This is a genomic window from Vibrio sp. SCSIO 43009 (genome assembly GCF_023716525.1).
Lineage (GTDB): Bacteria > Pseudomonadota > Gammaproteobacteria > Enterobacterales > Vibrionaceae > Vibrio > Vibrio alginolyticus.
Window position 1 is genome coordinate 1,056,181 of sequence record NZ_CP071842.1, and the last position, 12,848, is coordinate 1,069,028.

Annotated in this window: 14 protein-coding genes; 7 read left to right on the plus strand and 7 right to left on the minus strand. The window is 44.9% G+C overall.

Going from position 1 to position 12,848, the window contains the following annotated elements; all coding sequences use genetic code 11:
• The first annotated feature begins 1 nt into the window (after position 1).
• The 6 genes from J4N43_RS05015 to J4N43_RS05040 all read left to right on the plus strand — a co-directional run bounded on the left by J4N43_RS05015 (position 2) and on the right by J4N43_RS05040 (position 6,356).
• Positions 2–2,701 carry a phage tail-collar fiber domain-containing protein gene (locus J4N43_RS05015; RefSeq protein ID WP_252094154.1) on the plus strand — a complete coding sequence of 900 codons (2,700 nt, stop codon included), beginning with the start codon at positions 2–4 and terminating at the stop codon, positions 2,699–2,701.
• Entirely contained in the window at positions 2,698–3,234 is a 537-nt protein-coding gene (locus J4N43_RS05020) for a baseplate complex protein (RefSeq protein ID WP_252094155.1), read from the plus strand. The genes J4N43_RS05015 and J4N43_RS05020 overlap by 4 nt, the downstream gene beginning before the upstream one ends.
• 10 nt (positions 3,235–3,244) lie before the next feature.
• The gene (locus tag J4N43_RS05025; protein ID WP_252094156.1) at positions 3,245–3,934 is read left to right on the plus strand and encodes a hypothetical protein; all 690 of its coding nucleotides are present in this window, start codon (positions 3,245–3,247) and stop codon (positions 3,932–3,934) included.
• On the plus strand, positions 3,925–4,596 hold the full coding sequence (locus J4N43_RS05030) for a hypothetical protein (protein ID WP_252094157.1): 672 nt from the start codon (positions 3,925–3,927) through the stop codon (positions 4,594–4,596). Before J4N43_RS05025 ends, J4N43_RS05030 begins: the two co-directional genes overlap by 10 nt.
• A gap of 1 nt (position 4,597) precedes the next feature.
• Complete coding sequence (locus tag J4N43_RS05035; protein ID WP_252094158.1) at positions 4,598–4,795, plus strand: hypothetical protein; 198 nt, start codon at positions 4,598–4,600, stop codon at positions 4,793–4,795.
• Positions 4,796–5,726: 931 nt separating this feature from the next.
• A complete protein-coding gene (locus J4N43_RS05040) occupies positions 5,727–6,356 on the plus strand; it encodes a DsbA family protein (protein WP_017821191.1) in 630 nt (209 codons plus the stop codon).
• Between the two features lie 78 nt (positions 6,357–6,434).
• Here J4N43_RS05040 and J4N43_RS05045 read toward each other — a convergent pair whose 3' ends face one another.
• On the minus strand, positions 6,435–7,760 hold the full coding sequence (locus J4N43_RS05045; RefSeq protein ID WP_017821192.1) for a Na+/H+ antiporter family protein: 1,326 nt from the start codon (positions 7,758–7,760) through the stop codon (positions 6,435–6,437).
• A gap of 28 nt (positions 7,761–7,788) precedes the next feature.
• Entirely contained in the window at positions 7,789–8,433 is a 645-nt protein-coding gene (gene rnt, locus J4N43_RS05050) for a ribonuclease T (protein WP_005384888.1), read from the minus strand.
• Positions 8,434–8,774: 341 nt separating this feature from the next.
• On the opposite strand from rnt, the gene motY reads away from it, so the two are divergent.
• The gene (gene motY / locus J4N43_RS05055; RefSeq protein ID WP_005384887.1) at positions 8,775–9,656 is read left to right on the plus strand and encodes a flagellar protein MotY; all 882 of its coding nucleotides are present in this window, start codon (positions 8,775–8,777) and stop codon (positions 9,654–9,656) included.
• A gap of 120 nt (positions 9,657–9,776) precedes the next feature.
• Here the strand turns inward: motY and J4N43_RS05060 are convergent, their stop codons facing one another.
• The 5 genes from J4N43_RS05060 to rsxG form a co-directional block, all read right to left on the minus strand.
• Positions 9,777–10,211, minus strand: coding sequence for a DUF2753 domain-containing protein (locus tag J4N43_RS05060; RefSeq protein WP_005384886.1), 435 nt, complete (start codon positions 10,209–10,211; stop codon positions 9,777–9,779).
• A gap of 150 nt (positions 10,212–10,361) precedes the next feature.
• Positions 10,362–10,778, minus strand: a complete 417-nt coding sequence (gloA, locus tag J4N43_RS05065) for a lactoylglutathione lyase (RefSeq protein WP_005380739.1) — start codon at positions 10,776–10,778, stop codon at positions 10,362–10,364.
• Between the two features lie 32 nt (positions 10,779–10,810).
• On the minus strand, positions 10,811–11,452 hold the full coding sequence (nth, locus tag J4N43_RS05070) for an endonuclease III (protein ID WP_005380743.1): 642 nt from the start codon (positions 11,450–11,452) through the stop codon (positions 10,811–10,813).
• A gap of 64 nt (positions 11,453–11,516) precedes the next feature.
• Positions 11,517–12,209, minus strand: coding sequence for an electron transport complex subunit E (locus J4N43_RS05075; RefSeq protein ID WP_005380745.1), 693 nt, complete (start codon positions 12,207–12,209; stop codon positions 11,517–11,519).
• Positions 12,209–12,841, minus strand: a complete 633-nt coding sequence (gene rsxG, locus J4N43_RS05080; RefSeq protein ID WP_047103464.1) for an electron transport complex subunit RsxG — start codon at positions 12,839–12,841, stop codon at positions 12,209–12,211. The genes J4N43_RS05075 and rsxG overlap by 1 nt, the downstream gene beginning before the upstream one ends.
• Positions 12,842–12,848: the final 7 nt, after the last annotated feature.

The following is a 12,848-nucleotide window of genomic DNA, read 5'->3' on the forward strand; positions in this document are numbered from 1 at the left end:
CATGGCAAATACCACTGACAAGTCAATTTTAACCGCCGCAGGTAAAGCACTGTTGGCACAGCTCAACGCTGAAGAAAAACCACTTATCATCGACAAGATGATGTTTGCGAATGTCCCAAACCGCCCAGAGTTTCCACAGCCAGATGATGTGGTACCGACGGATGACATCGTTCATCAAGAGCAGGTTGAGCAACGCGGCCGCCTTTCTGCAGACTCGGTGATCTACAGCACCACATTGACCAGCGATGTTGGTCCGTTTGAATTTAACTGGACAGGCGCATACTGCTCTGAATATGGCGTATTAGTCACGATTGACCATCACGCGCTTACACCAAAAACAGCTGATGAACCGGGTGTTGCAGGTAATACCTTGGTGCGTTCGGTCGTCCTTGAATACAAAGATATCGCGGAAATCACCAACATCACGGTGGATGCATCCAGCTGGCAATACAACGCCACCGACCGCATGAAGAAGATGGACAGCGATGTGGCGCAGTCCATCATCGACCAGAATGGCAAAGACTGGTTTATCGAAGACGGTTTCTTGGTCACACCATCGGGCAGCGCATACAACATCAAAGCGGGTGCCGGTTATGTTTCTGGCAACCGTGTGAGCATGGAGTTTGACCGCAGCGTTCAGGTACCCAACAAACCATCGTTCATCTACATCGATGCACACCGCGAAGGCACACCAACAGGTGAGCAGGTGACTCTGTTTGATTTCGTTATCACGGCCGAAGAGAAAGATGATTACATCGATTCATCGACTGGTAAAGATATCTCGCATTTCGTGTGCAAAATTGCCAAGGTGCTGGCTGATGGCTCGGTGAGTGATTTGAGGCCGGAGAGTAATGTAGCGACGCTTGAATATGTAGAGAAAGTAGCGGGAGCAGCTTGGACAGAAGGTACTTTGGTCACCAACCCTAAATCCATCTATGTTTTTGCTAAAGACTCGGCATTTCCTCTTCAACTATATGCGCCAAATGCTTCAGTTGAATCGCCAGTTCTCATGGGAGAAAAGCCAGACTCAAACTGGGAAACTCACTATTTCCGATTTGCTGATCTGGGAGACATGCGCGGTAATGGGAACAAACTTGGTATTTTCAATGGGGCAAAAGCTGTTGTCGAAAATGTGAATTTCGTTGTGGGGGATATCGATGAAGGGGAAGGTATCTCCATCGATAACACTCCACTGTATGCCAATTCGATAAAAGGTGGTTTTGTTCATGGTGAGTCTTTTGGTGGAGTTATTGCCAGCGAACAATCAATGGTGGAATCAGGAAAAATTTACCTCAACCTTATCGAAGGAGATGATAGATACCGTTCATATTTGTATTTTGATGCACCAGATATGGCGGTCTCCCCTATTGCCTATTCGGAGAGTTATGGTGGTTCGGTAAAGGATGGCATTTTCGCAGTAACCGACCGAACCGGGGAAGGGGTTCGGTCTTTCCATGGTTACCGAGCAGGTCATAAAAGTACCACACTCAATGCCTGCTTTTTTGGGGCTCAAGCGGGCGAACTGGCGAATGACACCTTCACCGAACAATGGTGGAAAGGCGGTAGTGCTGGCTTTGGTCGTTTAGCTCTTCATGATTCAACGTCGGCGAATACGGCGGCAATGGGGAATGAGGCAGGCAATCATCTAAAGGGAGATAGAGGGGCTTACTTCGGTTCATTCAGTGGTAATTCTGCGGAAGGGAAAGAAAGTTGTGGTGTCGGTTTTCAATCATGTGACCACAACTTGGGGCATTTTGCCAACGGTGTTGGCTTTCAATCGCTGTTTCAGAACCAAGGTGACTACTGTGATGGGGTAGGTTATGGCGCGTTAGGTAACAATCAGGGAGATAGAAACGGTGGTATTGGCGCTTATGTTTTAAACAACTCGTTAGGAGCTGATAACTTCGGAGTAGGGTATCGTACATTATCCGTCTGTCACGGTTCGTTTAATGTGGCAGGTGGAAACCAAGCCGCCTACAAGCCGGACGGTTCACCTTTCACTGCTTCCCATGTTGCATTGTGGGGCTACCGCGCTGGTTACAACTCCGATGGCAACGGGCTTTCTGGTCTTGGAAGAGAAGTCTTATCTGGCGCAACAGGTGATTTCTTGTCAGCACTTGGGTATTTAGCTGGGGTTGGAGTGACCTACTCACGTTCAACTTGCGTTGGGCAGCAATCTACAGTGACGGGCAATGACCAAATTCAGTTAGGTGCACCAGGTTCATCGGTTTATGCCTATGGGCCAGTTCAAGACCGAAGTGATGAGCGAGATAAGACGGACTTCAATCCGATTAGTGAGGCGTTGAAAAGATTCTTTCTTGACGTTGAGTTTCAAACCTACCGATTGGACTACCGAGAGTCTTACTTTGAGTATGAGAAAGTTCAAGTGGGTATTGATGATGCAGCTCAACCTGTATTTGAAACCAGAATAAAGAAACTGCTAAAGGATGGGTCAAAAGCTGGACAACGTCATCACGCAGGGGCAGTAGCCCAACAAGTCAAAGCTGCGATGGACAAGCACGGAGTGGACTTTGGTGGGTATCAAGACCACTTAGTGAATGGTGGTGAAGATGTTAAATCATTAGGTTATCAGGAGTTTATCCCTATCATAGGCGCTTTAATCCAAGACCATGATCGAGAGATAAATGAGTTGAAAGCCATCGTAAGTAACTTAACTAAACAAGTTGAAACGCTTCTATGATAACCCTCAACGGCACCCAAATCTCACTTAAGAACCTGCGTATTAGTGTACGCCAACAGCTCGCCGGACAAGATATGTCCGGCCAGTCCTCATCGACTGACCAAGCTGAAACGGGCAACAAAGGCAAAGTGTTGTCCGTCAGTGGCGTGATACCGTTCAACAAGAGTGAAACCCTAAGCAACCTTTTCACCTTGGCAGGCGGGCAAGACAACAGTGCCCGTCAGATTTATCGCATCAGCAACAATACTGCCGCTGCGCTAAAGATTCGCCAGGTGAAGTTCCAAGGCACTATTCGAGCCGATGAACAAGAGAGCAACCGACAATGGAACGTCGCTTTCGAGTTGGTTGAGCACTTGTCCGTTCCTGAGCGTGTTGAACAGCGACAGGAAGATAAGCCAGCAACTCAACAGCAGGTGCAAGGGGTAACCACTCCGGTTGAAACGGGTCAAAGTGAAGACGTTCCGCCGGATACCAGTGTCGAACTCACTGGCATCATGAAGTTTCTCAAATCACTAGACGAAATATTGTCATAGGGGGGAGGTTATGGAACCAAACCACAAGTTTGTATGCCGAGCCTATCTTGGTAGTCAAAAGGTTAAAGCAAAGAATCATCGCATTCTCTTTGATGTGAACACACCTGGTCGCTGCTCAGTTTCCGTTGAAGGTTCTCCAAAGGTAAATACCATCATCGCGGTGGATATTGGATGGGGTGACAGCATATCGCGGGTATTCCTTGGCTACATCGAACGTGTTCAAGCATCAGAAAAAGGGTGGTCAGAACTGTTTTGTCGCGAGTTGGCGGCATTGTTGTTTAAGCCACTCGATATCACGCTTCGTCATCCGACATTGATGCAATTACTTAGCGATGTCACCAACAAAACCGGATTGCAGTTCGTAGTACCGGAAGCGGCCTACAGTAAAACCTCCATTCCTTGCTTTTACAGTGATGGAAATGGTTATCGAGTGATGGACGAGCTGTCTCAAGCGTTTGCTATTGAAGACCTGTTTTGGCAACAGCAGGGCAACGGCCAAATTTATGTGGGCAATTGGAAGGACTCTTACTGGGCTGATAAGCCTGTGACTATTCCCGATAGCTTAATGACTCAACACACTACGGCAAAGTCAGTGAAAATACCCGCGAGCCCGAAGTTAAGACCGGGCGCCATCGTCAATGGCTTGCGTTTGGTGGGCGTTGATTTTCAAGGAACAGAGGTGAAGCTGACATGGACGTAAATGCAATAAAGCGAATCATATTTCGTTTGTTCCCAGAACTGACCGGACGCTGGCATTTGCCACGATGGGGTACGGTGGTTGCGTTACCTGAGTTGCCGGAAGAGGGAGATATGTCTGATCGCTTTTATCCGCATTACGCAGTGGATGTTCAGCTGCTCGATGAGAAGGGCGTGGAGTTCAAAGATAAATCACCACTTCAGGCAGTACCACTTCCAATACCAGGGGTGGGTGAATACGCCGGCAGACTTGAGCCACCGGCGATCGGAAGCATTGTAGAAATCGGCTTTATGTTCGGCCAACCGGATAAGCCTTTCATTCGTTGTGTGCTGCCGTTGGGGTTCAAGTTACCAGCGATTAAGCAAGGTGAAAGCCGTTACCAACAGCGCCAAGGGGTTTACCAGCTGGTCGACGAAGCGGGTAACTTTGAAAGCAAGACAGACAAAGACAACGTCACCGAATGTTTAAACCAACGCATCAAAGTGTTGGAAGACAAAATAGAAGAAATCACAAATAACAAAACCACTACTGCAAAGAAAATCATAGAAGTCGCTGATCTAATCACAATGAATGGCGGTAAAGGTGTTGTGCAAGGTGACTGCATTTGTGCTTACACAGGCAAACCTCACTCTGATTTTTCATCGACAGTTAAGGCAGGTAAATAACATGGCAATGAATAAAGACTCTCTCAAAGCAAAGTTGGAAAGTGAACTACAAGCACAAGGGTTCGTTCTCACTGGTGAATTCGCCATGGCAGGGAAGATGGCAGAGGCGATCGCCAATGCTGTATATGATGAAATCACACAAAATGCCGAGGTTCCAGTTACTGGCGGAAGCTCAGCTGGGACTTATCAAATCACTTAACACCTTGTCTCACAGCGTGAGACATTTTTTTGGTTGCCTTATAGATAAATCAACCTATCTATAGGAGCAAAGAAACTTGAACATTTCACCAAACGACTTACTGATTTACCTAGGAATAATTCATACCTCTATTCTTATTATTAACGGGCTATCAAAGCATTAGCTTCCAACCCATAATAATTATCAAAGTAAGCGCCTATCTTGGGCGCTTTTCTTTTACCTCGAACATCTACAACTATTACTCACTCTATGCGGCTAAACCATAAATAGGACCATCCAGTGACGGAAGGCGACCTCTAGGTGACGGAATCCGCACTCCTCCTCCCCACCTGCGACGTTTTCGATCTGGTTTTTTCGCAATTCTTAAATGTCGAAATTCAGCTGCCTACGTAACACGGTAGATATCAAGCGAAGCCTTAGCCATAGCGGGGTTCGAGAATCCCCAAGACCTCTAAGAATCGCTTCTAGAGCCATTTTATAAATTTCAAAAGTTGAAAAGAATTTCAGGAAATTGCAATTTTAATGATCTGGAAAGATCAGGTGGTGATTGGTAAGTGTTTGAAAATAATGGAGTGAGGGTGTTTTTCGTCATAAATGAAGACGATCAAAAGAAGAAAGAGACGATCAGTTGTGAAGCTTACGAAGCCTTGTATAGACAGGCTTGAAGGCGAATTGCCAAGATAAATAAGTTTTTCAATTTATGAGACTGTATAATTACTCTGAGATTTTGAAATGACTTTGAAGTTAACGGTAAGAAATCGCTGTTTTCGTGGGGAGCGCTTGAGAGGAGCCAAAGCCTGCGTTTTTGCCGGACAGCTCGTTAACTTCGAAGTCTAAACCAAGCAATTAGATTTAAATGTGTCGCCACTTCATCGCCACTTAATGTTTTTGTTTGATTTAAATAAATGATTTTAAAGGTTTAATTATTAAAGTGGATATAAAGCTTTACTACGTGCATGACCCAATGTGCAGTTGGTGTTGGGGTTACAAACCAACGCTGGATAAACTAAAACAGCAACTGCCAGGTGTGATTCAGTTTGAGTATGTGGTTGGTGGTCTTGCGCCAGATACTAATTTACCGATGCCGCCCGAGATGCAACAAAAACTCGAAGGTATTTGGAAGCAGATTGAGCGCCAGTTAGGCACTAAGTTTAACTACGATTTCTGGAAGCTTTGTACGCCAGTTAGAAGCACTTACCAATCTTGTCGTGCGGTTATTGCAGCGGGCTTTCAAGACTCTTATGAGCAGATGCTAGAAGCGATTCAGCATGCGTATTACTTACGTGCGATGCCTCCTCATGAAGAAGCCACTCACTTGCAACTAGCGAGAGAAATTGGCTTGAATGTTCAGCAATTCAAGAATGACATGGATGGCTCTTTCTTAGAAGGTGTGTTCGAAGATCAATTGAGCCTTGCAAAGAGCCTAGGTGTGAGCTCTTACCCTAGCTTGGTTCTTAAAATTAACGACGCTTATTTTCCGATTGCCATCGATTACCTGTCGACAGAACCAACCTTGAAGCTGATTCGTGAGCGTATTATTGACAATATGCCAGCGCAATAACCACAGTTATGAATAACAAAAAGCCGCTCATTGAGCGGCTTTTTCGTAACTAAATGTATATCCATCCAAGCAATAGTATTAAAGCACCATTGCTGCAATCCAACCAAAGATGATTAGAGGGATATTGTAATGGATAAAGGTTGGAACGACTGTTTCCCAAATGTGCTCATGTTGACCGTCGGCATTTAGACCAGATGTAGGGCCTAATGTAGAGTCAGAAGCTGGAGAGCCTGCATCACCTAACGCAGCCGCAGTACCTACCAGTGCAATCGTTGCCATCGGCGAGAAGCCAAATGCTAGCGCAAGAGGCACATAGATAGTTGCAAGGATTGGAATCGTAGAGAACGATGAACCAATGCCCATTGTTACCAACAGGCCAACGATCAGCATCAGTAGTGCAGCTAAAGGCTTATTGTCACCGATGCTGGTTGATAGCGATTGTACTAGTGTTTCAACACCGCCAGTTTGCTTCATTACTGCTGCAAAACCTGCCGCTGCAATCATGATGAAGCCAATCATTGCCATCATGTGTACACCTTTAGTGAACACGTCGTGCGTCTCTTTCCATGCAATAACGCCGCCGAAAGTAAACACCATAAAGCCAGCTAGAGCTCCGATAATCATTGAACCCGTGTAAAGCTGAACACCCAATGCAGCGACAATACCAAGTGCCGCAACCAAGATGTGCTTTTTATTGATGACATGATCGGTTTCGTCAACGACAGTCAACTCAGTTTCTTTGTAGACACGCGGTTTACGATAGCTAACAAAGATAGCCAGTAATAGACCAAACAGCATACCTGCACCAGGCAGTAACATGGCGGTTGGGACTTGGCTTGCAACCACATTCTCCAAACCGTTGTCATGTAGGTTCTTTAACAGAATGTTGTTTAAGAAAATACCGCCGAAACCAACAGGCAAGATCATGTAAGGTGTGATCAAACCGAAGGTAAGAACACACGCGACCAAACGTCGATCGAGCTTAAGTTTCGCAAATACGCCCAAAAGAGGTGGAATCAAAATTGGAATAAAGGCGATATGGACCGGAATTACGTTCTGAGATGACATAGTGACAAGAACGAGCGCGACTAACACCGCGTACTTTAACCCGGTAGTTGACGCCGAGTTTTCTTTACCATTTAAGCGCTTGATAACACTTTTGGCCAGTAGATCCGTGATGCCTGATTTCGAGATGGCAACAGCGAAAGTACCTAACATGGCGTAGCTTAGCGCAATAGTTGCACCGCCACCTAGACCACTTTCAAATGCGGCAACCGTATCCCCAAGGCTCATGCCTGCGACTAGGCCGCCTACGATGGCACTAAACGTGAGGGCAACCACCACGTTTACGCGCATCAATGCTAACACGAGCATGACGCACACTGATATAACGACAGGATTCATACTTTTCCTAATATGTTGTGTTTACTTATTATTCTTCGTCGACAAGCGGCCAACCGCCGAGGGCCTTCCATTTGTTGACAATACCGCAGAATAATTCTGCTGTTTTTTGTGTATCGTAAAGCGCAGAGTGTGCTTCACGGTTATCAAATTCCATCCCGGCTGTTTTGCATGCTTTAGCGAGAACTGTTTGGCCATAAGCAAGGCCACTTAATGTAGCCGTATCAAAAGTAGCAAAGGGATGAAAAGGGACTCTTTTTAGTTTACAGCGTTCATTTGCTGCATTTACAAAACCCAAGTCGAATGCTGCGTTATGAGCAACCATAATTGCACGTGAGCAATCTGCGGCTTTTTGTTCTTTGCGAATAAGCTTATAAATTTCCTTTAGCGCCTCTTGCTCAGAAACAGCACCTCGAAGAGGGCTGAAAGGGTCACGAATACCATTGAATTCAAGCGCTTCTTTTTCTAAGTTAGCGCCTTCAAATGGTTCCACATGAAAATGAATGGTGGAGGCCGGATGCAACACGCCATGTTCGTCCATTTTCAACGTAACGGCACAGATTTCTAAAAGTGCATCAGTTTGAGCATTGAAACCAGCGGTCTCAACGTCTACTACCACAGGGAAATAACCACGAAAGCGTTTTTTCAAGGTTAGAGCTTCATTTTCTAGTGTCATGTTGGCTTATTTTTGTGTGACGAAGGCTGCATTATTGCAGATTATACCGATGAGAAAAACCGCAATTTAAGAGAAAACCGGAATTCTATTTTGCATCCAATCAATAAGTTTGTATTGCATATTATGTAGACGTTTATTCGCCATACTTTGCATCATGTAAACCGATAAAACATGAGGAAGTAAAACGCTAAGTGGCGGTTAAGGTGATTGGAACACTATGGCTCACATTAATGGCAGTGTGACAGATAGCCCTATATTGGCGAGATTTTTGCATGCCGGTTGAAGTGGTTTTATTGATGCAAATTGACGGCAACAGACTGCCGTTTAAGAGACAGTATTAGATGAAGAAATGGCTGATTACCAGTGGTGTTGTATTTTCGTTGTTTAGCACAAGCAGCTTCGCTTTGATGGGCAAACGTTATGCTGCAACTCCACAGCAATCTCAATGGGAAATGGTGGTCAATACACCATTAGAATGTCAGCTTGTACACCCCATTCCAAGCTTTGGAGATGCGGTATTTTCATCTCGTGCAAATAAAAAAATCAATTTAGACTTTGAGTTAAAAATGCGTCGCCCGATGGGAGAAACACGTAACGTCAGTCTCATTTCTATGCCGCCACCTTGGCGGCCAGGTGAACACGCCGATCGAATTACAAACCTAAAGTTTTTTAAACAGTTTGATGGTTATGTCGGAGGGCAAACAGCATGGGGCATTTTGTCTGAGCTGGAAAAAGGCCGTTATCCGACTTTTAGTTACCAAGATTGGCAGAGCCGAGATCAGAGAATTGAAGTCGCATTGTCATCAGTACTATTTCAAAACAAGTACAACGCGTTTAGCGACTGTATTTCCAACTTATTGAAATATAGTTTTGAGGACATTGCTTTTACGATTTTGCACTACGAAAGACAAGGTGATCAGTTAACCAAGGCTTCTAAAAAGCGTTTATCACAAATTGCAGATTATATCCGACATAATCAAGATATCGATCTCGTGCTGGTGGCGACGTACACAGATTCAACCGATGGTAAAAGTGCGAGTCAAAGTTTATCAGAGCGACGTGCAGAGTCACTTCGTGACTATTTTCAGTCTCTAGGGCTACCGGAAGATCGAATTCAAGTGCAAGGGTACGGCAAGCGTCGTCCTATTGCAGATAACGGTTCGCCAATAGGAAAAGACAAAAACCGCCGAGTCGTGATATCTCTAGGGCGAACCCAAGTGTGATGCTTATAAAAACGCCGAAGCTGAAAGCTTCGGCGTTTTTGATTTACTGACGTTGTTAATAATATTTTAGTGGTATTTTGCCAAGCACCTTTCGGTGATTCCTGCTGTATAATTTGAATGTTAGTTTAAGCGGAATTTGGCAATGACTTCGCAATTGGTTGCGGTATCTATTTTTTCAACCTGTTTGGCAATAGCTGGATTAGGGTGACGCTTCATAAAGTCTATCAACGCCTTAGTACAGCATCCTATCGAGTCGATAAAGCTTGCACACTCTTTATTTGGGCATTGTGGGATAAGTGTTAAGACTTTCTCAGAGGCCAGTTGAAGGTATTTGAGTTCATAGTCAGTATCTCCGGCCCAACGCCAGAACTGAGCTAAGTTATGACAAGAAATCACAGAAATTAATAATCGCTCGTCCGCCTCAATTTCCACACATTCGCTGATATCTTCACTCAGGCTTAGGGCTTGCTGGTAATGAAGAATGCTGCGAACAGGGTCATCTAGTTGAAGTGCCGTATCGGCTAGAAGTGTGTGTTTTTCCCATTCACTGATCATTATCGTAATCCCGCATATCGAAGTTGCGGATAAATCTAAACGATAACTATTATCAAGTAAAGAGTTTTGTTTATAAAAGGACAGGCAGATCGCAGACCTGCCTGTAATCGGAGTTCAACTTGCAGTACAAGTGATTATTAGAAGTGCCGCTTAGCCTTCAAGACCTGCTGAAGCTTGCTTGTTTTGAATAAGCTCAATCATGTAACCATCTGGGTCTTTTACGAATGCAATGTGCGTGCTTCCGCCTTTTACTGGACCTGGCTCACGAGTCACATTACCGCCCGCCGCTTTGATAGCGTCGCAAGTTGTGTAGATATCATCAACACCAATGGCGATATGACCAAAAGCGGTACCTAAGTCATACTCAGTTTTACCCCAGTTGTAAGTCAGTTCGATCACTGCACCTTGGGATTCGTCACCATAACCAAGAAACGCTAGCGTGTATTCGTACTCTTTATTTTCGTTAGTACGAAGCAGCTGCATGCCCATAACTTCAGTGTAAAACTTGATGGATTTGTCTAGATCACCTACGCGAAGCATAGTGTGGAGAATTCGACCGTTTGACATTTTTTGCTCCTAGCTTTGATTTACAAATAGCGTTAGCTATCTGGGTATACTTTCTCTTTATATTCGCACAAATCTTCGATAATGCAGCTACCGCAGCGAGGCTTTCTTGCTACGCACGTATAACGACCATGAAGAATGAGCCAGTGGTGCACATCGAGTTTGAATTCTTTTGGCACAACTTTTAATAGCTTCTGCTCGACATCATCAACCGTTTTTCCCATCGCAAATTTAGTGCGATTCGACACGCGATAAATGTGCGTATCGACGGCAATAGTTGGCCAACCAAAAGCGGTGTTGAGCACGACGTTTGCGGTCTTGCGACCTACGCCTGGTAGCGCTTCTAACGCTGCACGATCTTCAGGAACTTCACCATTGTGTTTTTCCAACAAGATCTTACAAGTCTTGATTGTGTTTTCTGCCTTTGAGTTAAACAAACCGATGGTCTTTATGTATTCTTTTAAGCCATCGACTCCCAAATCAAGAATGCTTTGAGGTGTATTCGCTACAGGGAAAAGCTTGTCGGTGGCTTTATTGACGCTTACATCGGTTGCTTGAGCTGATAGTAATACAGCGATTAGCAGCTCAAAAGGGGAGCTCCAGTTAAGCTCAGTTTGAGGATTCGGATTGTTTTCTCGTAATCGCTCAAGAATTTCGATTCTTTTTATTTTGTTCATTGCTGACTTCCAATACCGTCTCTGCGGTTTATGAAAAAGGCTCCTATGACAGAGCCTTATCTTGTTATGCGTTAGTGACGCGAGCACGTTCTATGGTTGGTTTTTCTTCTTTTGGTTGACGTGCCTGAATTGAATTATCTATGACATTTTTGAGCGCTATCAACAGCCCAACACCGATAAATGCACCAGGTGGGAGAAGCGCTAACAGGAAGCTATTGTCAAATTGGAAAACTTGAATCCGTAGAGCTGAAGCCCAGTCTCCTAGGAGAAGGTCTGCTCCGTCGAATAGTGTGCCATTACCAATTAATTCGCGCATGGCACCTAAAACAACCAAGACGCTCGTCATACCAAGGCCCATCCACAAACCATCTAGCGCAGCGGGTGCAACATCATTTTTTGACGCGTAAGCTTCTGCTCGGCCAATAATAATGCAGTTCGTTACAATCAGAGGAATAAAGATACCTAGAGACAGGTACAAACCGTACGCATAGGCATTCATTAACAACTGAACGCAGGTAACGAGTGAGGCAATGATCATAACGAATACAGGTATACGGATCTCTTTTGGCACATAGTTACGAATAAGAGAAACTGTTACGTTGGATCCAACTAGCACGAGTAAGGTTGCAATACCAAGACCTAATGCATTGGTTATCGTGGAAGAAACCGCTAGCAGTGGACATAAGCCCAGCAGTTGTACGAGAGCGGGGTTGTTACTCCACATACCGTTTTTCATCAGTAATTTATTCTCATTCATTACTGCTCTCCTTCACAGCCTAACGGCTGGTTAAGAATGTCTTCACGAGATTGGTTTACGTAGTTAACGGTATTTCGCACCACTTTTACGACGGCTCTTGGCGTGATCGTTGCACCAGTAAATTGATCGAAATCGCCGCCATCTTTACGAACTTTCCACGAATTCCAATTGTTTTCCGTGACTTGTTTTCCTGTAAAGCTCAGGATCCAGTCGGTGACACGAAGATCGATTTTATCGCCCAGACCAGGGGTTTCTTGGTGGTTTAGGACGCGTGTCCCCAAAATATTGCCCTGATTATCAATCCCAGTAATCACTTTTATCTCACCATTGTAGCCATCTGGCGCGATAGATTCTATTGCGATTGCTGTTGGTTCACCATTCTTCGTGGCGAGGTAGGCTGGCATCGCACGTAATGTCCCCAGATCTGGAGACGTGACCATTGTACAAGCTTGCGTGAGTGCGTTGTCATGCATGTTTTCTGGAATGACTTGATTCAAAACAGAAAGTAATTGTTTTTGCTCTTGTACCTTGATTTGGTCTTTTGTTAGGTACTGAGTAAGGGCGACTAATCCGGTTGTTGCACATGCAAATATCGCGAGTGTCAGACCATTTTTTCTAATAGCGGTTAACATGTTTACC

What these genes read in the sequence shown, in the direction of transcription:
- rnt (WP_005384888.1), bottom strand. Translation starts at nt 8,433, where the DNA reads ATGACACTAGAAAATGAAGCTCTAACCTTGAAAAAACGCTTTCGTGGT.
- J4N43_RS05030 (WP_252094157.1), top strand. Translation starts at nt 3,925, where the DNA reads ATGGACGTAAATGCAATAAAGCGAATCATATTTCGTTTGTTCCCAGAA.
- J4N43_RS05035 (WP_252094158.1), top strand. Translation starts at nt 4,598, where the DNA reads ATGGCAATGAATAAAGACTCTCTCAAAGCAAAGTTGGAAAGTGAACTA.
- motY (WP_005384887.1), top strand. Translation starts at nt 8,775, where the DNA reads ATGAAGAAATGGCTGATTACCAGTGGTGTTGTATTTTCGTTGTTTAGC.
- gloA (WP_005380739.1), bottom strand. Translation starts at nt 10,778, where the DNA reads ATGTCAAACGGTCGAATTCTCCACACTATGCTTCGCGTAGGTGATCTA.
- J4N43_RS05045 (WP_017821192.1), bottom strand. Translation starts at nt 7,760, where the DNA reads ATGAATCCTGTCGTTATATCAGTGTGCGTCATGCTCGTGTTAGCATTG.
- J4N43_RS05015 (WP_252094154.1), top strand. Translation starts at nt 2, where the DNA reads ATGGCAAATACCACTGACAAGTCAATTTTAACCGCCGCAGGTAAAGCA.
- J4N43_RS05075 (WP_005380745.1), bottom strand. Translation starts at nt 12,209, where the DNA reads ATGAATGAGAATAAATTACTGATGAAAAACGGTATGTGGAGTAACAAC.
- J4N43_RS05025 (WP_252094156.1), top strand. Translation starts at nt 3,245, where the DNA reads ATGGAACCAAACCACAAGTTTGTATGCCGAGCCTATCTTGGTAGTCAA.
- nth (WP_005380743.1), bottom strand. Translation starts at nt 11,452, where the DNA reads ATGAACAAAATAAAAAGAATCGAAATTCTTGAGCGATTACGAGAAAAC.
- rsxG (WP_047103464.1), bottom strand. Translation starts at nt 12,841, where the DNA reads ATGTTAACCGCTATTAGAAAAAATGGTCTGACACTCGCGATATTTGCA.
- J4N43_RS05060 (WP_005384886.1), bottom strand. Translation starts at nt 10,211, where the DNA reads ATGATCAGTGAATGGGAAAAACACACACTTCTAGCCGATACGGCACTT.
- J4N43_RS05020 (WP_252094155.1), top strand. Translation starts at nt 2,698, where the DNA reads ATGATAACCCTCAACGGCACCCAAATCTCACTTAAGAACCTGCGTATT.